Annotated in this window: 26 protein-coding genes; 14 read left to right on the forward strand and 12 right to left on the reverse strand. The window is 75.3% G+C overall.

The genetic code is table 11. The features are described from left to right. Positions 1-93 precede the first annotated feature (93 nt). Positions 94-1,047, reverse strand: coding sequence for an FAD-dependent oxidoreductase (locus ACFCZN_RS03390; RefSeq protein WP_430555805.1), 954 nt, complete (start codon positions 1,045-1,047; stop codon positions 94-96). A 56-nt stretch (positions 1,048-1,103) separates the two neighbouring features. On the opposite strand from ACFCZN_RS03390, the gene ACFCZN_RS03395 reads away from it, so the two are divergent. The 3 genes from ACFCZN_RS03395 (at position 1,104) to ACFCZN_RS03405 (ending at position 3,813) form a co-directional block, all read left to right on the forward strand. Continuing rightward, positions 1,104-1,580 (forward strand): MerR family transcriptional regulator, encoded by a 477-nt coding sequence (locus ACFCZN_RS03395; RefSeq protein WP_430555806.1) that lies wholly within the window; start codon positions 1,104-1,106, stop codon positions 1,578-1,580. Beyond that, positions 1,577-2,710, forward strand: coding sequence for a P1 family peptidase (locus ACFCZN_RS03400; RefSeq protein WP_429762339.1), 1,134 nt, complete (start codon positions 1,577-1,579; stop codon positions 2,708-2,710). Before ACFCZN_RS03395 ends, ACFCZN_RS03400 begins: the two co-directional genes overlap by 4 nt. A gap of 95 nt (positions 2,711-2,805) precedes the next feature. Further along, positions 2,806-3,813 (forward strand): hypothetical protein, encoded by a 1,008-nt coding sequence (locus tag ACFCZN_RS03405; RefSeq protein WP_430555807.1) that lies wholly within the window; start codon positions 2,806-2,808, stop codon positions 3,811-3,813. A gap of 27 nt (positions 3,814-3,840) precedes the next feature. Here the strand turns inward: ACFCZN_RS03405 and ACFCZN_RS03410 are convergent, their stop codons facing one another. After that, on the reverse strand, positions 3,841-4,437 hold the full coding sequence (locus ACFCZN_RS03410) for an HhH-GPD-type base excision DNA repair protein (protein WP_429762337.1): 597 nt from the start codon (positions 4,435-4,437) through the stop codon (positions 3,841-3,843). A 35-nt stretch (positions 4,438-4,472) separates the two neighbouring features. Between ACFCZN_RS03410 and ACFCZN_RS03415 the strand changes: the two genes are divergently transcribed. Further along, the gene (locus ACFCZN_RS03415) at positions 4,473-4,865 is read left to right on the forward strand and encodes a hypothetical protein (protein ID WP_430555808.1); all 393 of its coding nucleotides are present in this window, start codon (positions 4,473-4,475) and stop codon (positions 4,863-4,865) included. Between the two features lie 3 nt (positions 4,866-4,868). Here the strand turns inward: ACFCZN_RS03415 and ACFCZN_RS03420 are convergent, their stop codons facing one another. Beyond that, positions 4,869-5,090, reverse strand: coding sequence for a hypothetical protein (locus ACFCZN_RS03420; protein WP_430555809.1), 222 nt, complete (start codon positions 5,088-5,090; stop codon positions 4,869-4,871). Positions 5,091-5,161: 71 nt separating this feature from the next. Further along, positions 5,162-5,632: a hypothetical protein gene (locus ACFCZN_RS03425; RefSeq protein ID WP_430555810.1), complete on the reverse strand. Its 471-nt coding sequence runs from the start codon at positions 5,630-5,632 to the stop codon at positions 5,162-5,164. A gap of 48 nt (positions 5,633-5,680) precedes the next feature. On the opposite strand from ACFCZN_RS03425, the gene ACFCZN_RS03430 reads away from it, so the two are divergent. Beyond that, positions 5,681-6,142 (forward strand): anthrone oxygenase family protein, encoded by a 462-nt coding sequence (locus ACFCZN_RS03430; protein WP_430555811.1) that lies wholly within the window; start codon positions 5,681-5,683, stop codon positions 6,140-6,142. Between the two features lie 94 nt (positions 6,143-6,236). Further along, positions 6,237-6,674 (forward strand): CoA-binding protein, encoded by a 438-nt coding sequence (locus ACFCZN_RS03435; RefSeq protein WP_429762332.1) that lies wholly within the window; start codon positions 6,237-6,239, stop codon positions 6,672-6,674. Between the two features lie 9 nt (positions 6,675-6,683). Here ACFCZN_RS03435 and ACFCZN_RS03440 read toward each other — a convergent pair whose 3' ends face one another. The 3 genes from ACFCZN_RS03440 to ACFCZN_RS03450 are packed head-to-tail and all read right to left on the reverse strand — an operon-like array spanning position 6,684 to position 9,651. After that, complete coding sequence (locus ACFCZN_RS03440) at positions 6,684-7,547, reverse strand: putative F420-0 ABC transporter ATP-binding protein (RefSeq protein ID WP_430555812.1); 864 nt, start codon at positions 7,545-7,547, stop codon at positions 6,684-6,686. Beyond that, positions 7,544-8,617, reverse strand: coding sequence for a putative F420-0 ABC transporter permease subunit (locus tag ACFCZN_RS03445; protein WP_430555813.1), 1,074 nt, complete (start codon positions 8,615-8,617; stop codon positions 7,544-7,546). The genes ACFCZN_RS03440 and ACFCZN_RS03445 overlap by 4 nt, the downstream gene beginning before the upstream one ends. Beyond that, complete coding sequence (locus ACFCZN_RS03450) at positions 8,614-9,651, reverse strand: putative F420-0 ABC transporter substrate-binding protein (RefSeq protein ID WP_430555814.1); 1,038 nt, start codon at positions 9,649-9,651, stop codon at positions 8,614-8,616. Before ACFCZN_RS03450 ends, ACFCZN_RS03445 begins: the two co-directional genes overlap by 4 nt. Before the next feature lie 168 nt (positions 9,652-9,819). On the opposite strand from ACFCZN_RS03450, the gene ACFCZN_RS03455 reads away from it, so the two are divergent. Further along, positions 9,820-10,584 carry a tyrosine-protein phosphatase gene (locus tag ACFCZN_RS03455; RefSeq protein ID WP_430555815.1) on the forward strand — a complete coding sequence of 255 codons (765 nt, stop codon included), beginning with the start codon at positions 9,820-9,822 and terminating at the stop codon, positions 10,582-10,584. 15 nt (positions 10,585-10,599) lie between these two features. Here ACFCZN_RS03455 and ACFCZN_RS03460 read toward each other — a convergent pair whose 3' ends face one another. Continuing rightward, the gene (locus tag ACFCZN_RS03460; RefSeq protein WP_429762327.1) at positions 10,600-11,439 is read right to left on the reverse strand and encodes a class I SAM-dependent methyltransferase; all 840 of its coding nucleotides are present in this window, start codon (positions 11,437-11,439) and stop codon (positions 10,600-10,602) included. A gap of 143 nt (positions 11,440-11,582) precedes the next feature. On the opposite strand from ACFCZN_RS03460, the gene ACFCZN_RS03465 reads away from it, so the two are divergent. The 3 genes from ACFCZN_RS03465 to ACFCZN_RS03475 all read left to right on the forward strand — a co-directional run bounded on the left by ACFCZN_RS03465 (position 11,583) and on the right by ACFCZN_RS03475 (position 14,596). Continuing rightward, positions 11,583-12,275 carry a winged helix-turn-helix transcriptional regulator gene (locus tag ACFCZN_RS03465; RefSeq protein WP_429762326.1) on the forward strand — a complete coding sequence of 231 codons (693 nt, stop codon included), beginning with the start codon at positions 11,583-11,585 and terminating at the stop codon, positions 12,273-12,275. Between the two features lie 30 nt (positions 12,276-12,305). Then, a complete protein-coding gene (locus ACFCZN_RS03470) occupies positions 12,306-12,863 on the forward strand; it encodes a hypothetical protein (protein WP_430555816.1) in 558 nt (185 codons plus the stop codon). 107 nt (positions 12,864-12,970) lie between these two features. Further along, positions 12,971-14,596: a molybdopterin-dependent oxidoreductase gene (locus ACFCZN_RS03475; protein ID WP_430555817.1), complete on the forward strand. Its 1,626-nt coding sequence runs from the start codon at positions 12,971-12,973 to the stop codon at positions 14,594-14,596. A 10-nt stretch (positions 14,597-14,606) separates the two neighbouring features. On the opposite strand, the gene ACFCZN_RS03480 is transcribed toward ACFCZN_RS03475, so the two are convergent. Continuing rightward, positions 14,607-15,044 carry a hypothetical protein gene (locus ACFCZN_RS03480; RefSeq protein WP_430555818.1) on the reverse strand — a complete coding sequence of 146 codons (438 nt, stop codon included), beginning with the start codon at positions 15,042-15,044 and terminating at the stop codon, positions 14,607-14,609. A gap of 87 nt (positions 15,045-15,131) precedes the next feature. Between ACFCZN_RS03480 and ACFCZN_RS03485 the strand changes: the two genes are divergently transcribed. Continuing rightward, a complete protein-coding gene (locus tag ACFCZN_RS03485; protein ID WP_430555819.1) occupies positions 15,132-15,692 on the forward strand; it encodes a TetR/AcrR family transcriptional regulator in 561 nt (186 codons plus the stop codon). Positions 15,693-15,733: 41 nt separating this feature from the next. Here ACFCZN_RS03485 and ACFCZN_RS03490 read toward each other — a convergent pair whose 3' ends face one another. Both ACFCZN_RS03490 and ACFCZN_RS03495 read right to left on the reverse strand, forming a co-directional pair. Then, positions 15,734-16,372 carry a LysE family translocator gene (locus ACFCZN_RS03490; RefSeq protein WP_429762321.1) on the reverse strand — a complete coding sequence of 213 codons (639 nt, stop codon included), beginning with the start codon at positions 16,370-16,372 and terminating at the stop codon, positions 15,734-15,736. 31 nt (positions 16,373-16,403) lie between these two features. After that, positions 16,404-17,003, reverse strand: coding sequence for a YdcF family protein (locus ACFCZN_RS03495; protein WP_430555820.1), 600 nt, complete (start codon positions 17,001-17,003; stop codon positions 16,404-16,406). 86 nt (positions 17,004-17,089) lie between these two features. Here ACFCZN_RS03495 and ACFCZN_RS03500 point away from each other — a divergent pair, with 86 nt between their 5' ends. Both ACFCZN_RS03500 and ACFCZN_RS03505 read left to right on the forward strand, forming a co-directional pair. Next, the gene (locus ACFCZN_RS03500) at positions 17,090-17,653 is read left to right on the forward strand and encodes a GNAT family N-acetyltransferase (protein WP_430555821.1); all 564 of its coding nucleotides are present in this window, start codon (positions 17,090-17,092) and stop codon (positions 17,651-17,653) included. 31 nt (positions 17,654-17,684) lie between these two features. Next, entirely contained in the window at positions 17,685-18,308 is a 624-nt protein-coding gene (locus ACFCZN_RS03505; RefSeq protein WP_430555822.1) for an alpha/beta fold hydrolase, read from the forward strand. 45 nt (positions 18,309-18,353) lie between these two features. On the opposite strand, the gene ACFCZN_RS03510 is transcribed toward ACFCZN_RS03505, so the two are convergent. Then, positions 18,354-19,106 carry a phosphotransferase family protein gene (locus ACFCZN_RS03510; protein ID WP_430555823.1) on the reverse strand — a complete coding sequence of 251 codons (753 nt, stop codon included), beginning with the start codon at positions 19,104-19,106 and terminating at the stop codon, positions 18,354-18,356. Positions 19,107-19,456: 350 nt separating this feature from the next. On the opposite strand from ACFCZN_RS03510, the gene ileS reads away from it, so the two are divergent. Continuing rightward, positions 19,457-22,789 (forward strand): isoleucine--tRNA ligase, encoded by a 3,333-nt coding sequence (gene ileS, locus ACFCZN_RS03515; protein WP_430555824.1) that lies wholly within the window; start codon positions 19,457-19,459, stop codon positions 22,787-22,789. The last annotated feature ends 144 nt before the right edge of the window (positions 22,790-22,933 follow it).

Below are 22,933 nucleotides of genomic sequence, written 5' to 3' on the forward strand. Positions count from 1 at the left end.
CGGCGGTGTGTTCCGCGTGCGGACGGGTGACGACGAACAGGTGGCGGCGACTCGTGCGGCCGTCCTGCCCGTCGTACCGTGCGCGCGAGTCGGTCAGGGGGTCGACGCCAGCAGGTCGGCGTCGATGGACGCGGCGGCGAGCTGCCCGGCCGCCATCGCCGCGGTCACGGAGCTCACGGGCATGGGGAAGTCGGCGGTGTGGGCCAGGTCCCCGGCGGCGAGGACCCCCGGGAGGCTCGTGCGCGCCATGGCGTCGACGGCCACGCAGCCGGACTCGCGCAGCTCGAGGCCGAGCCGGGCGGCGAACGGCGCCGCCTGGTGCAGCGTCGGGGCGACCATGATCCCGCCGAGGTCCTCGGCATCGCCGTCCAGCACGGCCCGTGCGCCCGGGTGCCCGCCGGGGAGGGTCAGCGGCTCCAGGCGGAGCACCTTCTCGGGCCGGACGGCGACGCCGCGGGCGTCGAGCGCCGCGCGGACCTGCGGGTCGACGTCCGCGCCGTCGGCGAGCACGACGACGCGGCTCGCGATCCGCCCCAGCAGCCCCGCGACGCGCGGCGCGTGCGGGCCGGCGCCCAGGATCGCCACGGGCGTGCCGGAGAACTCGTGGCCGTGGCAGTACGGGCAGTGCGCCGCGACCGTGCCGAACAGCTGCTCCAGCCCGGGCGTCGGGGGCAGCTCGTCGCGCACGCCGGTGGCCAGCAGCAACCGCCGGCCGGCGACGTCGCCGGCGTCGGTGCGCACGACGAACCCGTCGGCGGGCGACGCGGGGTCGAGCGGGGCGACGTCGTGGGCGGCGGCGCGCCGCAGCTCGACCGTGTCGTACGCGGCCAGCGTGCGGTGCGCGGCGGCGCGGAACTCGGCGGGGGCGGCGCCGTCGAACCCGATCACGTTGTGCATCGCGTCGGTGGGGTCGTTGCGGTAGGTGCCGGAGTCGAGCACGACGACGTCGCGGTGGGTGCGGCCGAGCATCAGCGCGGCCGCGAGGCCGGCAGGCCCGGCGCCGACGATCACGGCGTCGTGCAGGTCGTGGCGGGTGGTGTCGCTCATGGCGTCTCCTTCGGGTCGGGTTGCGTGCTGACCCCAGGCTGTGACTTCATGTCAACATGAAGTCAAGCGGGGTGGCGGAACGGACCTGGAGCGTGGGCGAGCTGGCGGAGCGGTTCGGCCTGGAGACGCACGTGCTGCGGTACTGGGAGGACGTCGGCCTGCTCGCCCCGGCCCGCGACGGCGCGGGGCGGCGGCGCTACGGGGCCGACGACGTGGTGCGGGTGGCGACGATCCTCAGCTCCAAGGTCGCGGGCATGAGCCTCGAGCAGATCCAGGTGCTGCTCGACGCCGGGTCCACCGGGCGGGGCGCGCGCGACCGGCACGAGGTGCTCACCGCGCACCTGGCCGAGCTCGACCGGCGCCAGGAGGAGATCGACCGTTCCCGGCACATGACGGAGCACGCCCTGTCGTGCCAGGCGCACGACATCGCCGCGTGCCCGCGGTTCCGCGAGCACGTGCAGGACCTCGTCGACGGCTCCCGCACCTGGCGCGACGTCCACCCGGCGCGCCTCGTCCCCGCGGGCCGGGCATGAGCGGCGCGCGGCCGGGCCCCCGCGAGCTCGGCGTCGTCGTCGGCGACCTGCCGACCGGCCCGGCGAACGCGATCACCGACGTCGCGGGCGTGCGTGTCGGGCACGCGACCCTGCACGAGGGCGAGCGCCTGCACACGGGCGTGACCGCCGTCGTCCCCGACGCGCTGGGCGCCGGGCCGGGGCAGCGGCGCGCGCTCCCGTGCGGGCTGTTCGTGGGCAACGGGTACGGCAAGCTCGTGGGCGCGACGCAGCTCGAGCAGCTCGGCGCGATCGAGACGCCGATCCTGCTCACCGCGACGCTCTCGGCGTTCCGCGCCGCCGACGCGCTCGTCACTCACGTGCTGGCGTGGCCCGGCTACGAGGACGTGCGCACCCTCAACCCCGTCGTCGGCGAGACGAACGACGGCTACCTGTCCGACATCCGCGCCCGGCCGGTCACGGAGGCGCACGTGCTCGCCGCGCTCGACGGCGCGACGTCGGGCCCGGTGGAGCAGGGCTGCGTCGGCGCCGGGGCGGGGACCGCCGCGCTCGGCTACAAGGGCGGCGTCGGGACGTCGTCACGGCGGGTCGACGTGGCGGGGACCGTACGCACCGTGGGCGTGCTGGTGCAGTCGAACTTCTCCGGCACGCTCACCGTCCGGGGCGTGCCGCTGCCTGCGGTGGATCTTCTCGGCACGGAGCCGATCTCCTCGGCTGCTCCTCCTGCCGAAAGGATCGACGTCGTGCCGAAGGGATCCGGCCTCGCGGAGGGCAACTCCTGCATGATCGTCGTGACGACGGACGCCCCGCTGGACGCCAGGCGGTTGGAGCGGGTGGCGCGCCGCGCGGTGTTCGCCATGGGCCGCGTCGGCTCCGACTTCGCGCACGGCAGCGGCGACTACGGCCTCGCGCTCACGACGGCGGACCCCGCCGACCCGCTCGTGCCCGACGACGCTCTCGACCCGCTGTTCGCCGCCACGACGGACGCCGTCGAGGAGGCGCTGCTCGCGTCGGTCTTCACGGCCACGACGACCGTCGGCCACCGCGGGACCCGGCACGCGCTGCCGCACGACCGCGCGCTCGAACGGCTGCGCGCCGCCGGGTGGTCGCCGGGGCGAACGGCCCGTGACGGGGCGGGGCATCGGGCGTAGCGTCGAGGACGGCGAGGGGAGCGCCACATCCCGACCCGGCCGCCGCGCCGAGCCCGACCGTCCGTGCAACGACGCACACCTCGGGAGGGGTCCCCATGCGCACCCCACGCATCATCGCCGTCCTGCTGTCCACCCTGCTCGCCGCGACCACGGTCGCTACCGCCGCCGCGACCCCGTCGCACCACGACCACCACCACGGCAACCACCACGTCCATCACCACGCCGACCCGTCGCTCCTCACCGCCGGGCTGTCCGGCGGCGCCGGCTCCACCATCGGCCCCGACGGGGCCCTCTACGTCACCGAACCGGTCTCCGGCGAGGTCTCCCGGATCGACCGCCGCACCGGCGCCGCCTCGACCTTCGTCTCGGGGCTGCCCCCTCAGCAGCCGGGGACGCCCGGCGGCGCGCTCGACGTCGCGTTCCGCGGCCGCGCCGCCTACGTCCTCGTGTCGCTCGCCGACCCGCAGGTCTCGGGGCTGTACCGGGTCGGACGGGACGGCGTCCCGCGCCCCGTCGCCGACCTCGGCGCGTGGTCGATCGCCCACCCGCCGAAGACCGACTTCTTCGTGCCCATCGGCCTGCAGTTCGCCATGGAGCCGTACCGCAGGGGCTTCCTCGTCACCGACGGCCACCACAACCGCGTGCTGTACGTGACGCCGGACGGCTCGATCACGCAGGTCCGCGCGTTCGGCAACGTCGTGCCGACCGGTCTGGAGACCGTCGGACGGACCGTCCTCATGGCCGAGGCCGGCCCGGTGCCCCACCTGCCGAGTGAGGGCAAGGTCGTCGCCTTCACCCCGTGGCGGCACGGCGTCCATCTGATCGCCTCCGGCGGGCGGCTGCTCGTCGACGTCGAGACGGGCCGGGGCGGGCTGTACGCGCTCGCGCAGGGCCACTTCACCCCGGGCAGCCCCGAGGGGTCGCCCGCCGACCCGGACACCGGCCAGGTGATGAAGGCCGGTCGGCACGGCGTCCTGCGAGCGGTGGCGACCGGCCTCGACCGGCCGACGTCCTTCGAGATCGTGGGGCGCACGGCCTACGTCGTCACCCTCGACGGGGAGGTGTGGACGGTGCCGCTCTCGCACGGGCACCACGGCCGCTGAGCCGGCGGCCCCCGGCCGAGCGGGGCCTCAGCCCTGCTTGGCCGCCTTCGCCGCCGCCTTCTGCGCCTTCTTGAAGGTCCGCACCTCGGCGAGCGACTCCGCGCTGGTGACGTCCGCGATCGAACGGCGCGAGCCCTCGTCGCCGTAGTGCCCCGCCGCCTCCTGCCAGCCGTCCGGCCGGATCCCGCGCTGCTTGCCGAGCAGGGCGAGGAAGATCTTGGCCTTCTGCTCGCCGAACCCCGGCAGCGCCCTCAGGCGGGCGAGCACCTCGGCGCCGGTGGCCGGCCCCTCGGCGCCGGGCGTCGTCCAGAGCTTCGCGACGTCGCCGTCGTAGTCGTCCACGATCGCCCGCGCCAGCGCCTGCACGCGGCCCGCCATCGACCGCCCGTACCGGTGGATGGCCGGGGGAGTGGTGGCGAGGGTGACGAACTCGTCCGGGTCGGCGTCCGCCACGGCGTGCGGGTCGATGCTGCCCAGCCGGTCGCGGATCTTGCGCGGGCCCGCGAACGCATGCTCCATCGGGTACTGCTGGTCGAGCAGCATGCCCACGAGCAGCGCGAACATGTCGTCGCTCAGCAGCGTGTCCGTCTCGGGGTCGCCGGTGATCCAGAGTGTCGTCGACATGGGCTCATTCTCCACCCGCGGGTACGGTCGGGGGCATGTCTCGTGGCCAGCACGTCATCGCCGGTTCGCTTGCCGGGCTGCTCGGCGCCGCCGGCGCCCTGCACCTGGTCCGCCCGGCCGTCTTCGAGGGGCTGATCCCGCGCGGGCTCGGTTCGCCGCGCGCGTGGGTCTACGGCAGCGGGGTCGCCGAGCTGGCGTGCGCGGCGGCCGTCGCCGTCCCGGCCACGCGGAGGGTCGGCGGGCTCGCCTCTGCGGCCCTGTTCGTCGCCGTCTTCCCGGGCAACGTGAAGATGGCGCTGGACTCCCACCCCGGCTACCGCTCGTGGGCACGCAACCCGGCGATCGCATGGGCCAGGCTGCCCCTGCAGGTGCCGCTGGTCGCCTGGGCGTCCAAGGTGGCGCGGGATGCCGGGGGTCGCGAAGGCTAGCCCTCAGGCATCGCGACGCCGGACGGCGACGACCGCGGCGTACCCGGCGAGCACGGGCGAACCCGCGGTGGCGATCCCGGCCGCGGTGCTCCGCCAGAGCGCGCCGATGCCCAGGGAGAGCGCCGCGACGTCCACCAGGGAGGCGACCGTGCCCCCCAGGGCGAGCAGCACCGTCGTCGCCGCGACGACGGCCAGCTTCGCCCGCAGACCGGCAGCGGCGGGCACGACGACTCCGTCGGCGGCCCGGACGGCGACCGCGCTGCAGGCCGGGACGGCGGCCGACGCCGTCGAGCTCGTCAGCCGCGCGCTGGCGCGCTGACAGGCCAGCGGCTCAGCCGCCCGACGAGGAACGACTCGATGCCGATCAGCCCCGACGCCGCGCCGACGAAGCCGCTCAGCATCCCGCGGGCGCCGTCGGCGTCGATGACGCGCAGCTGGTCCGCGCGATAGTCGGTCCCCTTGCGGGTGAGGCGGTACGAGCCCGCCGCGCGCACGTTGCGGCACCAGTCCACGTCCGCGCCCCAGGGCAGCGGCGTGAGCACGAGGATGTCGCGGTACTCGCCGATCTCGACGGGGTCCCCGGCCCGCGCGACCCGGGTGTCGATGGGCGCCCGGGCGGCGAACGCGACCACGGGCGTGTGGTACTCGCGGCCGCTCTTGCGGCCCACGTGGTGCAGCGTGACCCACGGCGGCACCCGCGAGCTGACCTTGAGGGCGTACGGGTTGAAGCGCTTGGTGGCGGCGACGACGGCGGGCGGTGCGGGCATGGCTCCATCCTGCTGCGCGAGGGGAGGTTCCGCTGGTTGGATGGGCCCATGGATCTCTGGGACGTGCTCCTCGTGCTGACCGTGCTGGTCACCGGCCTCGCGGGCGGGGTGTTCGCGGCGTTCTCGACCTTCGTCATGCCGGGGCTGCGCAGGCTCGACCCCGCGGCCGCGGCCGCCGCGATCGCGGCGATCAACGAGGACGCCGTCCGGCCCCCGTTCATGACCCTGTTCGGTGCGGCCGTGGTCGTGCCGGCCGGCTCGGCGGTGGTCGGCCTCGTCGGCGGGTACGACGGCGCGTGGCTGGTCGTGGCGAGCGCCGTGCTGGTGGTCGTGGGCATGCTCGGGGTGACGGCGGCGGGCAACGTGCCGCTGAACAACCACGTCATGGCGCACCGGGACGCCGCCGGGTGGGCCGCCTTCGACCGGCCCTGGAGCCGGCTCAACCACGTGCGGACCGTCACCTGCGCCGCGGCGTGCGCGCTCCCGGGCGTGGCGCTGGCGCTGGCATGACCGCCCGCAAGGATCGGACGACGAGGGGGCACGCATGAGGATCAGGGACCCGCGGGACTGGAACAGGCCGATCGAGGTGCCGGTTGCACGAGGCATGAGCACGCCAGAGGCCACCGAGACCACCACCGACGTCGAGGCCACCGTCGACCGCGTCCTCGACGAGACCAGCACCTGGGCCGTCGTCGGGCTGTCCACGAACACGGCGCGGGCCGCCTACGGCGTCGCGGGGGTGCTGCAGCGCGCGGGCAAGCGGATCGTGCCCGTGCACCCGAGCGCCGAGACCGTGCACGGCGAGCAGGGCTACGCGAGCCTGGCCGACATCCCGTTCCCGGTGGACGTCGTGGACGTCTTCGTCCGCTCCGAGCTCGCCGGGGCCGTCGCCGACGAGGCGATCGCCGTCGGTGCCAAGGCGGTCTGGTTCCAGCTCGACGTCATCGACGAGGACGCCGCCGCCCGCGTGCGCGCCGCCGGCCTCGACATGGTGATGGACCGCTGCCCGGCCATCGAGCTGGGGCGGCGGCCGCGGGACTGACCCAGCGGATCAGCCGGCCGGCTCGAACGCCAGCACCGGGCGGCCGGTGCGGGGGTGGGTGAGCACCTCGGTGCGCACGCCGTAGACGGGGTCGAGGACGTGGGGCACGAGGACGTCGCGCACGTCGCCGGCCGCGACGACACGACCGCCGGACAGCAGCACCACGTGGTCGCAGTGCTGGGCCGCGAGCTGCAGGTCGTGGAGGGCGGCGAGCACGGTGACGCCGCGGTCGGCGAGCTCCCGCAGGATGCGCAGCGCGTCGAGCTGGGCGGCGATGTCGAGGTGGTTGGTCGGCTCGTCCAGCAGGATGAGCGCGGGCTCCTGGGCGAGGGCGCGCGCCATGTGCACGCGCTGGCGCTCGCCGCCGGAGAGGGTCGTGACCTCGCGGTCCGCGAGGTGCGCCGCCCCGACGGCGTCGAGGGCGCGGCGTGCGGCGGCGCGGTCCCCCGCGGAGTCCCCGGCCAGCAGGGAGCGGTGCGGGATCCGGCCGAGCAGGACGGCGTCGAGCACGGTGACGGGCAGGTCGGTGGACGCCTCCTGCTCGACGAGCGCGAGCGTCCGCGCGCGACGGCGCCGCGGCAGGGCGAGCAGGTCGGCGCCCGCGAAGGCGACGCGGGCACCGGGGCCCGAGCCGCCCTCCGACGGCGCCTGCACCCCGGCGAGGACGCGCAGCAGCGTCGACTTGCCCGACCCGTTGGGGCCGAGCAGCCCGGTCACCGCGCCCGCGGGGGCGGTGACGTCCACGCCGTCGAGGATCAGCCGACCGGACGCCGACCAGGAGACGCGGGCGGCGCTCAGGCCGTCGGTGGCCCCCTCCGCGGCGACCCGGGCGGGGGCGTCGGTGCGCGCCTCGGCGCGTGCCTCGGTGGTCATGCGATCCTCCGTCCGCGCCACAGCAGCAGGGCGAACACCGGCGCGCCGATCGCCGCCGTGACGATGCCGACGGGCACCTCGCGCGGGGCGAAGACCGTGCGCGCCAGGGTGTCCGCCCACACCAGGAACGACGCCCCGCACAGCGCGGACAGCGGCAGCAGCAGCCGGTGCCGCGCGCCGGTCAGCAGCCGCACGGCGTGCGGCAGGATCAGCCCGACGAACCCGATCGACCCGCTCTGCGAGACCAGCGCGCCGGTGAGCAGCGCGACGCCCACCAGCAGCAGCCATCGCACCCGCGCGACGGGCACACCGAGCGTGGCGGCGGCCGTGTCGCCGAAGGTGAACGCGTCGAGGATCGAGCCGGTCGAGGCGAGCAGGGTGCCCAGCACCAGCACGGCGACGCCCGTGATCGCGACCGACGTCCACGTCGCCCCGGCCACCGACCCCATGAGCCACGACAGGATCTCGCGGTACGAGTCACCGGTCGCGGACCAGAAGATGACGAAGCTGGTCGCCGCGGCCGCGAGCTGGCTCACCGCCAGCCCGGCCAGCACCGTGCGGGTCGGCGTGATCGTGCCGATCGCGCCGGCGAGCCCGAGGGCGGCGGCGAGCGCCGCGACGGCCCCGCCGAACGCCGCGACCGGCAGCAGCACGGTGAGCCCGGCGACGAGCACGAGCACCGCGCCCAGGGACGCCCCGGACGACAGCCCCAGCAGGTACGGGTCCGCGAGCGGGTTGCGGGTCAGGGACTGCATGACGACGCCGCACACCGCGAGCCCCGCGCCGACCGCCGCGGCGGTCAGCACGCGTGGCAGGCGCAGCTCCCAGACCATGCCGTCGGGCAGCGCGTCGAGCGGCTCGAGGCCCAGCGCGCCGCCGAGCCCGACGTGCGTCGCGATCGAGCGCCACACGTCCGCGACCGACAGGTCGGCCGGCCCGACCGTCACCGTCACCAGGACGGTCGCGACCAGCACCACCACGGACGCCGGCAGCCACCATGCGGCGCCGCGGCGGCCCGTCGTCGCCGCGGTCGTCGCGGGGGGCCCGACCGGCCGGGCCGTCGTCGTCACGGCTCGAGCCCGTCCAGCCCGTGGAGCTGCGCGGACAGGTCGACGACGGCGTCGACGTTCCGCACGCCGGCCTCCGACGCGGGGAACGGCACGGTGAGGTAGCGGCCCTCGCGCACGGCGGTCATGCGCGCGGTGGCCGGGTTCGACTCGAGCCGCTCGATCTTCTGCTCCGCGCTGTTCCAGGTCGCGTCGACGAGCACGATGACGTCCGGGTCGGCCTCGATCGCCTGCTCCCACGAGAACGACGTCCAGGTGTCGTGCACGTCGGCCGCGACGTTCTCCAGCCCGACGGCGTCCATGATCATCTGCGGCGCGCCGATGCCGGCCCCGACGTAGGGGATGTCGTCGCCCGAGGAGTACCAGAGGGCGGTGAGGCCCCGGTCGTCGGGGGTGACCGACGCGAGGGCGTCCTTCTGCGTGGCGACCAGGTCGCCGGCGGCGTCGGCGGCGTCGAAGACCTCCCCGACCTCGTCGATCTCGGCGAAGACGTCGTCGAAGGTGAGCGGGTCGGGCATGTACTCCGGCGCCTTGCAGGCGGCGGGGGAGACGTAGGTCGCGACGCCGAGCTTCGCCAGCGTCGCGCGGTCGCCCGCGCCGTCGGCGGTGAGGTTGGACTCCCAGCCGGCGTAGACGAGGTCGGGCTCGAGGCCGAGCACGGCCTCCGCGCCGGGCGCCTGCTCGGCCATGGGCTCGGAGACGGCCGGCACGTCGGCGGCGGCGTCGGCCAGCGAGTCCGGCACGGGCCCGTCGAGGAACGCCGAGCCGACGATGCGGTCGCCGAGGCCGAGCGCGAGCAGCATCTCCGTGGTGCTCGACTTGATCGTCACGACGCGCTGCGGCGCGGCGTCGACCGTGGTCTCGACGCCGCAGTTGTCGAGCGTCAGGGGGTAGGCGGTGCCGTCCGAGGACCCGCCGGACGAGGCTTCCGCCGACGGCGCGGCGTCGGCGGGGTCCTGCGCGCAGCCCGCGAGGACGGCGACGGACAGGGCGAGCAGGGCGGCGCCGGGCACGGCGGCGCGGGGGAGGCGGGGCACGAGAAAGCTCCAGGGGTCGTCGTCGGTGGTGTCGTCCGACGGCGCGCCATCTCGCGCCGGTGGAACCGCGGCCCACAGCCCGGGTCGCGCCGACGGGCCAGAGTCGTGCCCGTGATCCGGCGTCGAGCCTAGTACGCCCCGCCGACCCCGTGTGGTTGCCTGGCGTCCGTGACCCTCCCGATCGGTACCCCGCCCGCCGACGCCGCGGCCGTCGCGCCCCCGGACGACGACCGCGCCGTGCGCTGGGGCGCGCTGCCCAACGCCCGCGACCTGGGCGGCCTGCCCACCGCCGACGGCGGCCGCACCCGCGCCGGGCGCCTCTACCGGACGTCGCGGCTCGACGACGCCGGCAGCGACGGCCTCGCGGCGATGGCCGACGCCGGCGTCCGCACCGTCGTCGACCTGCGCAACGCGGCCGAGATCGGGCCCCTGGAGCTGCCGCCGTCGGTGACGCGGCACCACCGCCCCGTCGAGGACCCCGACGACGACGAGTTCATGCGTGCCTGGGCGCCGCACCTCGACACCCCGCGCTACTACGCGACCGTGCTCGAGCGCTGGCCCGGCCTCGTCGTCGACGTGTTCCGCACGATCGCCGACGCGCCCGACGGCGCCGTCGTCTACCACTGCGCGGGCGGGCGCGACCGGACCGGCATGATCACCGCCCTCCTGCTGACCCTCGTCGGTGTGCCCCGCCCGGTCGTCGTCGACGACTACCTGCGGGCCGTGCGCGCGAACAACGACCGCGCGGCCACCGAACCCGGGTGGGACGAGGCGCACCGCGCGCCCGACGAGCTGGTGGCCTGGTCCGGCGCCGTCGCCGCCGCGCTCGAGGAGTTCCTCGACGGCGTGGACCCGGAGGGCTACCTGCGCGCGCACGGCGTGACGGACGCGGAGCTCGACCGCGTCCGCCGCCGCCTCCTCGACGCGGGATGAGGGGCGGGCGCGGGCTCACGCCCGCGTCGCGCGCACCAGGAGGTAGTCCCAGACCATCGTGCCGTCGTCGCGCAGGTGCCGGTCGCCGAGCGCGGCGAGGGCGTCGTCGAGCTCCGCGGCGCGCGCGTCGTCGTCCCCGAGGTGCCGATAGGTCGCGATCGTCGGGCCGTACGTGGCCTTGAAGAAGTCGCGGAACGCGGCGCCGTCGGCGAACCGGTCGACGACGAGCCCGCGCACCTCGGCCCGGACGTCGGTGACGCGGTCGCCGAGGAGCACCCGCACGTGCTCCTCGGTGCCCCACAGCGGCGGCGGGAGCGCGCCGGGAGGGGGCGGGGGCGCGTACGGCTTGAGGGTCGCGAACATCTCGCCGATGAACCCGGTCGGCGTCCAGGCGACGTTCCCGATCGTGCCGCCGGGCCGGGTCACGCGGGCCAGCTCGCTCGCCGCGAGCTGGTGGAACGGCGCGAACATCACGCCCACGCACGACAGGGTCACGTCGAACGCGCCGTCGTCGAACGGGAGCGCGTGCGCGTCGGCCGGCTCCCACCGCAGCGTGGCGCCGTGGTCCGCGGCGCGCCGGCGACCCGCCTCGAGCAGCTCGGGGGAGAGGTCGGAGGCGACGACGTCGGCGCCTGCCAGCGCGGCGGGGATCGACGCGTTGCCGGAGCCGGCCGCGACGTCGAGCACCCGGTCGCCGGGGCCGACGTCGCACGCCTCCACGAGGACGGCCCCCAGCGAGGGGATGACCTGGTCCGCGACCGCGGGGTAGTCGCCGGACTCCCAGACGGCGCGGTGCTTGGTGCGGACCGTCTCGAGCAGGTCGACGGGGACGGTCCGGGAATCGGTGGTGCTCATGAGGGGCTCCTTCGCTCCTGGGGGCTGTGCTGACCCCTTCACGCTCCGCCGAGCGCCGCCGCCGGTCCAGTGCCGGATCTGGACCGGGCGAAGTCCTGGATCTGTACTGGCGGCGCCCCGCCCGGCGGGCGTTCACTGGGGGGATGGCGGGCTACGGCCAGTTCTGCCCCGTCGCGAAGGCGATGGAGGTGCTCGACGAGCGGTGGACGCTGCTCGTCGTGCGGGAGCTGCTGCTCGGCAGCACCCGGTTCAACGAGCTGCGGCGCGGCAACCCGAAGATGTCGCCCACGCTGCTGTCCAAGCGGCTGCGGACGTTGGAGCGCGCGGGGATCGTGCGACGTGCCGGCGCCGAGGGGCACGTCCGCTACCTCCTCACCCCCGCGGGCGAGGAGCTGCGGCCGCTCGTCGAGGCGCTCGGGGCCTGGGGCACGCGATGGGTCGGCGGGCTCGGGGAGGCCGACCTCGACCCGCACCTGCTGCTGTGGGACATGCGCCGCACGATCGACGTCGACGCCTGGCCCCGCGAGCGCACCGTCCTGGCGATCGTGCTCACCGACGTGGCCCCCCGGGTGTCCCGGTGGTGGATCGTCGTGCGCGACGGCCAGGTCGAGGTGTGCGACTACGACCCGGGCTACGACGCGGCGGTGGTCGTGACGACGCCGCTGCGGGCCCTCACCCGGCTGTGGCGGGGCGACGTGACCTGGGCGAGCGCCCTGCGCTCGCGCGAGGTCGTGCTCGAGGGGCCCGAGGGCGGGCGGCGCCGGGTGCCGCGCTGGCTGGGACAGTCGGTGTTCGCGCACGTGCCCCGGCCGGAGCCGGCCCCCGCGCGGGCATGACGGCGGCCGGTGGCGCTAGCCTTCGACGGCATGACGACTCCCCGGGTCCAGGACGCCGTCTCGTGGCGGCGGCCGCGCCGGCAACGGCGCGGGGCCCGGGAGAGCGCGGGCGCGGCGACGGGGCTCGTGCGGGCCGCCGTGGACCTCGCGCTGTCGATCGCGAACGGGAGCGCGCCTGCGGGTGACGTGTCGAGCCTCGGCGACGAGCCGCCGCGGGTGCCGCGCGACCCCGGCGAGCCCGTCGCCGAGCTGCCGTGCGTCGTCGTCGGCGGTACCGCGGCCTGGCTCCCCGCCGGCACGGAGGGCGCGCACCTGTGGTCCGCGCGGTCGCGGACGTGGGTCGAGCTGCCCGGCGCGGCGGCCGACGTCGAGCTGGACCGCTCGGCCCTGGCGCTCCGGTCCCTGACCGCTGCGCCGGGCGAGGACGGGCCGTGGACGCTCGAGACGCGCTGCACCGCCGTGATCGAGGGTCCGGGGACGGAGCTCCGCCTCGAGGGGGCGTGGCTCGCGGTCGCGTGGCTCGGGCACCTTGCCGGATGGCCCGACCCGGGCCCGCCGGCGCCGCCGGACGGCGCGCCGCGCGCGTGAGCCTCGCCGAGCGACACGGGCGGGCTCGGGGATCGGTCGGGTCGCCCGGTTCCTTACGGTCTCGTCACCTCCCGCCGCCGGGGGCCGCCGAGTGGGACGCTGAGGGCATGAGCAGCGCATCGCCGGCGGGCCCGGACCCGTCGGACCCGGCCGGGTGGGACCCCGAGTCGGTGGTCTCGCCCGAGCCGAGGCCGCGGGACGGGTGGTGGTCGGCGCTCGCGGGGGTGGTCGCGACGGCGGCCGGGCTGGCCGTGGCGGAGCTGGTCGCGGCGTTCGTCGACCCGTCGTCGAGCCCGGTCGTGGCGGTCGGGGGCGCGGTGGTCGACGGCGTCCCCGGCTGGCTGAAGGACCTCGCGGTGTCCTGGTTCGGCACGGCGGACAAGGCCGTGCTGCTCGCGACGATGGGCGTGGTCTCCCTCGCGGGCGCGGCGCTCGCGGGCGTCCTCGAGCGGCGGCGCCCGCCGTGGGGCGCCGTCCTGCTCGGCGCCGTGGGCGTGGTGGCGGCCGTCGTGGCCGCGGGTCGCCCCGGGGCGAACATCGCCTGGGCGCTGCCGAGCCTGCTCGGGGTGGTGGCCGCGATCGCGCTGCTCAGCGCCCTGCTGCGCCGGGTCGAGACGTGGTTCGCCGAGGACGAGCGGCCCCGCGCCGACCGACGGTACGCGATCGACCGGCGCCGCTTCCTGCAGTGGTCCGGCGTCACCGCGGCGGGCGCCGTCGTCGTGCTCGGCGTCTCGCGCGTGGTCTCCGCGGGCGGCCGCGCGGTAACGGCGGCGCGCGAGGCGATCCGCCTGCCGCGGCCCGCGACGACGGCGCCCGCGGTGCCCGCGGGCGCGGACCTCGGCGTCGAGGGCGCGGCGCCCTACGTCACGCCGAACCCGGAGTTCTACCGCATCGACACGGCCCTGGTCGTGCCGCAGGTGGATCCCGACGACTGGTCGCTCACCGTGACCGGCCTCGTGGACGAGCCGTTCACGATCACCTGGGACGACCTGCTCGCCCTGCCGCTCGAGGAGCACCACGTCACCCTGGCGTGCGTCTCCAACGAGGTGGGCGGCGACCTCATCGGCAACGCGCTGTGGCTCGGCTACCCCGTCCGGGAGCTGCTGGCCCGGGCGAAGCCGCAGGGCGGCGCGGACATGGTGCTCTCCCGCAGCACCGACGGCTTCACCGCGGGCACGCCGCTGGAGGTGCTGCAGGAGGCCGACCGCGACTGTCTCGTCGCGGTCGGCATGAACGGCGAGCCGCTGCCCACCGAGCACGGCTTCCCCGCCCGCCTCGTGGTGCCCGGGCTGTACGGGTACGTGTCGGCCACCAAGTGGGTCACGGAGCTCAAGGTCACCCGGTTCGCCGACGAACAGGGCTACTGGACGCCGCGCGGCTGGTCGGCGCTGGGCCCGATCAAGCTGTCCTCGCGCATCGACGTCCCGCGCCCGGGAGACGACCTGCCTGCCGGCGCGGTGACGCTCGCGGGCGTCGCCTGGGCGCAGCACACCGGCATCGAGAGGGTCGAGGTGCGGGTCGACGACGGCGACTGGGTCGCGGCCGACCTCGCCGACACCGTCGGCCCGGACACGTGGCGCCAGTGGCGCCTGGACTGGGACGCGACGCCCGGCGACCATCTCGTCGCGGTCCGCGCGACGGACGCCGACGGGAACCTCCAGGTCGAGGCGGAGGCCCCGCCCGCGCCCGACGGCGCCACCGGCTGGCACACGATCGAGCTGACGATCACCTGACCCCACCGGCTCATCGGGCGAGCGCGGCGACGAGGCAGGCGGCGACGAAGACGACCTGGAGCGCGGACCGCGCCGGCAGAGGCATGGTGCGGACACCCGTGGAGGCGCGGGCGGCGTGCACGTTGGCCGGGAACATGACGACGAGCAGCAGCGCGAGGCAGATGCCCGCGGCCGTCCGCGTGGCCGGGAGCACGAGCCCGGCGGCGGCGGCGAGCTCGAGCACTCCCGTCACGGTCACGACCAGCCCGGGCCGCGGGACCCGCGGCGGCACCATGGCGATCAGCGCCGCACGCCGGGGCTGCGTGAAGTGGGCGCTCGCGGTGACCAGCAGCATGGCCACGAGGCCGGCGGTCACGGCGGCGGGCCAGCCGCCCAGCGAGTCGACGCCGAGAGCGTCGAGGCCCCGTGCCGCGAGGGTGACGGTGACGAGGACGACGAGGGGTGCCATGGGCTCTCCCGAAGAGGCTAGGCTGGATCTTGACAGTGACAAGTTAGGTCCGCGGGACGGACTAGTCAATGGCTAGATGGAGGTCTGATGGCGGACGCGTACCACCACGGTGACCTGAGGGCCGTCGTGCTGCGCCATGCAGCCGACCAGATCGCACAGGACGGCGTCGACCGGCTCTCGCTGCGGGGGCTGGCGCAACGTGCCGGGGTGTCGCACGCCGCGCCCGCGCATCACTTCGGCGACCGGCAAGGGTTGTTCACCGCGCTCGCGACCGAGGGGTTCGACCTGCTGGCGGTGGAGCTCCAGGCGGCGGGCCCCGACCTGCGGGACGTGGCGGTGGCCTACGTCCGCTTCGCGCTCGCCCGACCGGGGCACTTTGCGGTGATGTTCCGTTCCGACCTGCTCCGGGCGGACGACCCGGAGCTGACCGCCGCCCGTCGACGGTCCGGGCACGCGCTGCGCGACGGGGTCCGCGGCCTGGAGGGCGTCTCGGACCCTGCGGCTGTACAGCTCGCGGCCTGGTCGGTCGTGCACGGATTCGCGTCGCTCTGGCGGGAGGGGGCCTTCGCCGGCTCCGACCTGCTCGACCCGTCGGCCGACCCGGAGTCGGCCGCACGACGCATCGTGGACAGGCTGGCGTTCACCTGACGTCGCGCGGCGCCGGTCAGGCGCTGCGGCCCGACGGGGCCTCAGATCCGGGTGGTCGCCAGACGGGCGCCGAACAGCACGAGGACGCCGCCCGTGACGCGGTCCACCCACCGCACGGCGCCGGAGCGGCGCAGCCGAGGCCCGAACCAGCCCGCCCCGAGGACGACGAGCGACAGCCAGGCGGTGCCGAGCACGCAGTGCACCAGGGCGAGCAGGAGGCCCATGAGCAGCGGGTTGACGCCGTCGGGCACGAACTGAGGGATCGCGGCGACGTAGAAGACGCCGACCTTCGGGTTCATGAGGTTGGTGCTGAGCCCCAGGCCGAAGTCGCGCCAGCGGCCGCCGGCCGGCAGCGGCGCGTCCACCTCGTCGGCGCCGACGCGCGGCTCGCGGAAGGAGCGCCAGAGCATCGACGCCCCCATCCACACCATGTACGCCGCGCCCGCCAGGGTGAGCACGCGGTACGCCGTCTGGCTGGCGGCGAGCAGGGCCGCCGCGCCGCCCGCGGCGGCGGCGCCCCACACGAGGGTGCCGACCTGGATGCCGCCCAGCGCCGCGAAGCCGTGCGAGCGCGAGCGGGTCACGGTGCTGCGCAGCACGAGCGCCGTGTCGAGGCCGGGGACGAGGGTCAGGAGCCCCGCGACGAGCGCGAAGGCGAGCAGCGCCTGGAGGACGGTCACGGCGTCACGATACGAGCCGGACGGCGCGGCGTCACCGCGGGCGCAGGTCGCGCCGGACGCCCCGCAGCGTCCACAGCCCGTACGCGGCGAGGGCCGGCTTGAGCAGCAGCCACTCGCCCCAGCGGTGGTCGGCGCCGCGCGTCAGGCGACCGACCAGGTCGGGGCGCTGGCGCGCGACGTACACGCGCGCCTTCAGCGCGTGCGCCGGCTGCGAGACGATCGTGATGCGGTCGGCGTCCTCGACCAGCGGCAGCACCCGGGCGACGTTCTCCCAGGTGGTCCGGCTCTCCTCCTCGAGCGCGAGCGGGCCGTCGTAGCCGAGCACGCCGACGGCGTGGTCGGCCAGGACCCGGGCCTCCGAGCGCCCGGACGTCGTCGCGCCCCCGCTGAGCACGAGCCGCGCGCGTGCCGCGGGGTCGATCGACCGCAGCCCTGCGCGCACGCGCCAGCGGTTGACGACGTTCGGCGCCGGACCGGTGTTGCGGAACCCCAGGACGACGACGGCCTGCGTCGGCCCGGCGGCGTCGACCACGAGGGTGCGCGACCAGCGCCGGTTCAGCCACTCGCTCCAGGCCAGCGCGGCGGCGAGCCCGGAGACCCCGGCGAGGGCGACGATCGGTCCGCGGCGCATGCGAGGCACTGTAGACCGCGACGTCCGCCGCGGCGGGACGCGGAAAACCGGAGACGACGACGGAGGGCCGGTGCCACCATCGGCCCATGCTGATCCGCCGCGAGCTCCCGACCGACGCCGCCGCCGTCCGCGCCGTCACCGCCGCCGCCTTCGCGGGCGCGCCGTACTCGGCGCCGCCCGTCGAACCGGACGGCGCGCCCGGCGAGGCGACGCTCGTCGGCCTCCTGCGGACGGACCCGTGCTGGATCCCGGAGCTCGCGTTCGTGGCGTGCGTCGACGACGTCGTCACCGGGCACGTGGTGTGCACGCGGGCGCGCGTGGGCGACGCGCCCGTCCTCGTGCTCGGCCCGCTGAGCGTGCACCCGGACCACCAGGCCCGCGGCGTCGGCTCCGCGCTGGTGCACACGGTGCTCGGCGCCGCCGACGCGCTGGGGGAGCCGCTCGTGGTGCTCGTCGGCGACCCGGCGTACTACTCCCGTCTCGGGTTCGTGCCCGCTCCGGAGCTGGGTGTCGAGCCGGACGACGCTGCGCTTGCGAGGTTCTTCCAGGCGCGGCCGCTCACCGCGTACGAGCCGTCCCTGCGAGGGCGCTTCGAGAGCCCCGCGCCGTTCGCCGCGCTGGAGGCCATGGCGGCCCGCGACGGCGTGTGAGCCCGGTGCCAGGGCTCGCTACCATGCGCTGGTGCCCGATCTCGTCGTCTTCCTGGCCGGCGCCGGAGAGTCCGCGTCGGTGTGGGACGCCCAGCGAGACCTGCTCGGCCCGGTGCGGTCGATGGCGTTCGGGGCCCTGGACCTCGCGACACCCTTCGTGTTCGACGAGGCCGTCGCGTCCCTGCACCGCCACGTCAGGGAGACTGCGGCGCGTTCGGTGACCGTGGTCGGCCTGTCGATCGGGGCGATGATCGCCGCCCGGTACGCCTCCCTGCACCCCGTCGCGTCACTCGTGCTCTCCGGCGGCCAGGTCAGGCCGCCCCGGGTGACGATGGCGGTCCAGCGACTGGTGCTCGGTGCCGTCCCGGAGCGTCACCTGGGCCTGCCGGACGGGATGTCGAAGAAGGACCTGCTCGACATCCTCGGTGTCCGCGTCGACCTGACACCCGACCTGTCGCGGATCACCGCGCCGACGGTCGTGCTGTGCGGGAGCAAGGACAGACCCAACCTCCCGGCGGCGCACCGGTTCGCCGGCGCCATCGGCGGATCGCACCTGCAGATCGTCGACGGCGGAGGTCACCAGCTCGCCACGGACAGTCCCGCCGCGTTCGCCGAGGCCGTCCGGCAGGCGATGGGCCATGCGGGGCCGCGATGATCGCCGGCAGCACGCTCCGCGGAGCTGATGGCCTGTCCACGGTCCTCAGGACTCCCGCATCCGGGCTCGGAGCACGTCGAGCTCCGCTCCCGGCGCGTCCGGGTCGAAGCCGTGCTCGATCAGCCAGCGCGACGCCGCCAGGCTGCGCAGCGACCACCAGGCGCGGATGACGGTGCGGTCCGCGCCGGGGCCGTAGCCGGCCAGCACGTCGTCCAGGCGCTCCTCGTGCCCGAGCGTCAGGATGGCGAGGTCGAACATCGCGTCGCCGGGCGCGGCCTCGGACCAGTCGATGACGCCGGTGACCTCGTCGCCGTCGACGAACACGTGCGTGAGCTGCAGGTCGCCGTGGACGAACACCGGCGACCACGGCCGCAGCGCGGCCTCGGCGATCGCCCGGTTCCTGCGGACCACCTCGACGGGCACGACGTCGTGGGCGAGCAGCCACGCGCACTCGCGGTCGAGCTCCGCCGCCACGTCGTCGACGCTGCGTCCCGGCCACGGCGGCAACGGCGCGTCGTGCAGCCGCCGGACGGCCGCACCGGCCGCCGCCCACGCCGCCGGCGACTGCGGCGACGGCTCGCCGAGGACACCGAGCGCCTCGCCCGGCACGGCGGCGATCGCGAGGACGGGCGGCTCGCGCCACAGGACCTCCGGGGTCGGGACGGGCGCCAGGGCCATCGCCCGCGCCTCGCGCTCGGCGCGCGCCGGGTCGCCGTCGATCTTCAGGTACACGCCGCCCACCCGCAGCGTCGCGCGCTGGCTGTGGGCGACGACGACCTCGACCTCGTTCTCGTCCATGCCTGCCATCCTGGCGAGCACACCCGCGATGCCGCTCGGGCTTTTTCCTCGGCCGCCGAAGGCGCCCCGCGACGACCGCACTTGCGCGGCTGGCTACCATGGACGCACAGGCATCGACCCGGCCATCACCGGTGAGCCTCCGGAAGAACAGGGCGCGCAAGCGCTCCCAGTAGAACCGGACGGGTAGGCCCGTCACAGCCGTGAACGAGCGGCGGACGTCAGCACGACCGGCGTCCGCAAGCGGGGTGGTACCGCGGGACCCGCGCCCTTCGGGGCGGGGGCGTCGTCCTCGCACAGCAGCACCGACGTCGTACCACCGACCGCCAGCTCGTCCGCACAGGAGCCCACCCATGGCCTATCCGCAGCACCGCTCGTCCGACCCCTCGTCGCAGGCAGACCGACAGGGCGCCGCCTTCGGCATCGCCGGCGTCCCGGCGTCCCCGGAGCTGCCGGCGATCGAGCGCGAGGTCCTGGAGTTCTGGGCCGCCGACGACACGTTCCGCGCGTCGGTCGCGAAGAACCCGGCGGGGGAGAACGGCTCCAACGAGTTCGTCTTCTACGACGGCCCGCCGTTCGCGAACGGCCTGCCCCACTACGGGCACCTGCTCACCGGCTACGCCAAGGACGTCGTCCCGCGCTACCAGACGATGCGCGGCAAGCACGTGGAGCGCCGCTTCGGCTGGGACACGCACGGCCTGCCCGCCGAGCTCGAGGCCATGAGCCAGCTCGGCATCAAGACCAAGGACGAGATCCTCGAGCTCGGCATCGAGAAGTTCAACGCCGCCTGCCGCTCGTCGGTGCTGAAGTACACCTCCGAGTGGCGCGACTACGTCACCCGGCAGGCGCGCTGGGTCGACTTCGACCACGACTACAAGACGCTCAACGTCACCTACATGGAGTCGGTGCTGTGGGGCTTCAAGAAGCTCTACGACGCGGGCCTCGTGTACGAGGACTTCCGCGTGCTGCCGTACTGCTGGAACGACCAGACGCCGCTGTCCAACCACGAGCTGCGCATGGACGACGACGTCTACCAGACGCGCCAGGACCCGGCCGTGACCGTCGGCTTCGACGTCGCGACCGTGCCCGCCGGGCAGGACGTGGTGCGCCCCGGCGACAAGCTCCTCGTCTGGACGACGACGCCGTGGACGCTGCCCTCCAACCTGCTCGTCATGGTCGGTGAGGACATCGAGTACGCCGTCGTGGAGTCGTCGTTCACTGGCACGCCGCAGCGGTACGTGCTCGCCGAGGCCCGCGTCGACGCGTACGCGCGCGAGCTCACGGACGAGGGCGAGGACGCCCCGCGCGTGGTCGGGCGCCTCACCGGCCGCGAGCTCCTGCAGACCTCCTACGTGCCGCCGTTCTCCTACTACGAGGGCCGCGAGCGCGCGCACCGCGTGGTCGAGGCGGACTTCGTCACGACGACGGACGGCACCGGCCTGGTGCACAGCGCCGGCGCGTTCGGCGAGGACGACAAGGTCGTCTGCGACCGCGAGGGCGTCGCCTCTGTCATGCCCGTGGGGGCGGACGGCAAGTTCACGCACCCGGTCGAGGAGTACGCCGGCCTGCAGGTCTTCGACGCGAACCTGCCGATCATCGACCACCTCAAGGCGCGCACCCGCGGGGAGGCGGACGCCGGGTCGGTCACCGCCGGCACCGTGCTGCTGCGCCGCGAGTCGTACGCGCACTCCTACCCGCACTGCTGGCGCTGCCGGCAGCCGCTGATGTACATGGGCGTGTCCTCGTGGTTCGTCGAGGTCACGAAGTTCAAGGACCGGATGGTCGAGCTCAACCAGGAGATCTCCTGGACGCCGGAGCACATCAAGGACGGCCAGTTCGGCAAGTGGCTCGCGAACGCCCGCGACTGGTCGCTGAGCCGCAACCGCTTCTGGGGCTCCCCGGTGCCGGTCTGGAAGAGCGACGACCCGGCGTACCCGCGCCTGGACGTGTACGGCTCGCTCGAGGAGATCGAGCGCGACTTCGGCCGCCTGCCGCTCGGCCCCGACGGCGAGCCCGACCTGCACCGCCCGTTCGTCGACGAGCTCACCCGCCCCAACCCCGACGACCCGACGGGGAAGTCCACGATGCGCCGCGTCGAGGACGTCATGGACGTGTGGATGGACTCCGGCTCCATGCCGTACGCGCAGGTGCACTACCCGTTCGAGAACGCGGACTGGTTCGAGCACCACTACCCGGGCGACTTCATCGTCGAGTACATCGGCCAGACCCGCGGCTGGTTCTACCTGCTGCACGTGCTCGCCACCGCGCTGTTCGACCGGCCGGCGTTCCGCACCGCCGTCTCGCACGGCATCGTGCTGGGCTCCGACGGTCGCAAGATGAGCAAGTCGCTGCGCAACTACCCGGACGTCTCCGAGGTCTTCGACCGCGACGGCTCCGACGCGATGCGCTGGTTCCTCATGGCCAGCCCGATCCTGCGCGGCGGCAACCTCGTCGTCACGGAGGAGGGCATCCGCGACTCCGTGCGCCAGGTGCTGCTGCCGCTGTGGAGCACGTACTACTTCTTCACCCTGTACGCGAACAGCGCCGCGGACGGCGCGGGCTACACGGCGAAGCCCGTCACGGCCGAGCGCGTCCCCGGCCTGCCCGCCCTCGACCGGTACCTGCTGGCGCGCACCCACGACCTGGTCGCGACGGTCACCTCGCAGCTCGACGCCTACGACATCTCCGGCGCCTGCGAGTCCGTGCGCGAGCACCTCGACGTCCTGACCAACTGGTACGTGCGCACCCAGCGGATGAGGTTCTGGGCCGAGGACGCCGACGCCTTCGACACGCTGTACACGGCGCTCGAGACGCTGACCCGCGTCATGGCGCCGCTGGCGCCGCTGCTCACCGAGGAGGTCTGGCGCGGCCTCACCGGCGGCCGTTCCGTGCACCTCACGGACTGGCCCTCGGCCGACGGCGTCGTCGACGCCGCCCTCGTGCGCGACGACGAGCTCGTCGCCGCGATGGACGAGGTGCGCGCCGTCGTGTCCAGCGCGCTCGCGCTGCGCAAGGCCCACCAGCTGCGCGTGCGGCAGCCGCTGGCCCGCCTCACGGTGGCCGTCCCCGACCCCGCGGCGCTCGCGGACTACGTGGGCCTCCTGACGTCGGAGCTCAACGTCAAGGCGGTCGACCTCGTCGCGGCGGACGCCGACGCGTCGGAGCGGTTCGGCATCACCGAGCGGCTCGCGGTCAACGCCCGGGCCGCCGGCCCGCGCCTGGGCCGCGGCGTCCAGGCCGTCATCAAGGCGGCGAAGGCGGGCGCGTGGCGCCGGGGCGACGACGGCGCCGTCGTCGTCACGACCGACGCCGGCGACGAGCCGCTGCTCGAGGCGGAGTACGAGCTCACCACCGTCGTGGGCGACGCGGCCGGGGAGCACGTCGCCGCGTCCGTGCTGCCCGGCGGCGGGTTCGTCGTCCTCGACCTCGCGCTCGACGACGCCCTGCGCGCCGAGGGCTACGCCCGCGACGTCATCCGCGACGTGCAGGACGCCCGCAAGGCCGCCGGCCTCGAGGTCAGCGACCGCATCGCGCTGGAGCTCGACGTCCCCGCCGAGCACGCCGCCGCGGTGGAGGCCCACCGCGAGCTCATCGCCCGCGAGACCCTCGCCCTCGACCTCGCCGTGGTCGCGAGCGACGGGCAGCGCGCCGTGCGCGTGAGCAAGCGGGAGACGCCGGCCGGCTGACCCGGGCTGCCGTCGGGACCCGCCGTCACGCCCCGCCGCCAGGGCCTTCCTGCGCGAGGGGGAAGGGAAGACGGAAAACCCACAAAAAAAAGGGGAGGGGGGGCGGGGGGCGACCAGGGTCTAACATCACCGGCACAACCCACG

This window comes from Isoptericola sp. NPDC056134 (genome assembly GCF_042264825.1).
Classification (GTDB): Bacteria; Actinomycetota; Actinomycetes; order Actinomycetales; family Cellulomonadaceae; genus Isoptericola; species Isoptericola nanjingensis.